The 851-nt window shown below is 37.1% G+C and carries 2 protein-coding genes; both read right to left on the bottom strand.

The annotated features are described in order from the left end of the window. Positions 1–416, bottom strand: a 416-nt coding sequence (locus ACFIKY_RS09060) for a DUF488 family protein (protein ID WP_375661738.1), incomplete at its 3' end; no start/stop codon positions are given. Between the two features lie 69 nt (positions 417–485). Next, the coding region (locus ACFIKY_RS09065; protein ID WP_375661739.1) for a lambda exonuclease family protein at positions 486–851 on the bottom strand (366 nt) is incomplete at its 5' end.

Below are 851 nucleotides of genomic sequence, written 5' to 3' on the forward strand. Positions count from 1 at the left end.
ATGCATACATTGGCTTCAAAACAGGTGATTGCAACGCGCTTTTTGTTTAAAAAAATTTGATATAATTTGTTTATTGCACAAGAATTATTCTTGAGAGTTGTATTTCGATAATTTTTAAAAAGGCGGTCATAATCTTTTTCTGTTTTCAAATTTCTTCGTTTTTCAGAGGCAATTCCAAGTTCAGGCATATGCATATATTCAATATCAATGTTGCTTACAGCTTGCTCTAATTGTCTTTTTGAAAATCCGTGTTTTCTACTTATTGGATTTTTACGAACATCACATAAAGTTTTGATATTGTTTTCTATGAGACAACTAAGATAATTCTCAAGGGACCTACCTTCATAGCCAATGGTAAAAAAACAAAATTCCTCATCTTTAGCAGGCTGTATGATAATATGTTTGATGTTACACACGTTTAATTTCCTTATGTAAAAGGGTGGGGGTGCTCGTAGATATGCGGGGAACAAAACACCCCCATAAGGTTAAGCAGCTTTTGTTGAGAGTTGTTGTATCTCTCGTTCTATCTCTGCTAAAAAGGTTTCAACAGCTTGATTGATCTGTTCAATTTGTTGATCATCACGGAGAACACGCTTGACTTTCATGCGTAAGTGAAAGAATTCCCCCGTAAAACGTGGGTCATAGCTTACGAAATCACACCATTTTCGTTCTGTACAAGCCATTTGGAATTGCATTTGTGCGTGATATTCTGGTTTGATTTCGTCACCTATACAAAAGCGCATATGTGTTACTGATCTCGGGCATTTGACTTCGATTAAACCGTCTTCTCCAATGAGACCATCGGGGCTAGCCCCCGCCATTTCTATTGTGGGGTGTTGGATAAAGCCGCA

The sequence above is a fragment of the Bartonella sp. CR127HXZ genome (genome assembly GCF_042194555.1).
GTDB classification, from domain to species: Bacteria; Pseudomonadota; Alphaproteobacteria; order Rhizobiales; family Rhizobiaceae; genus Bartonella; species Bartonella grahamii.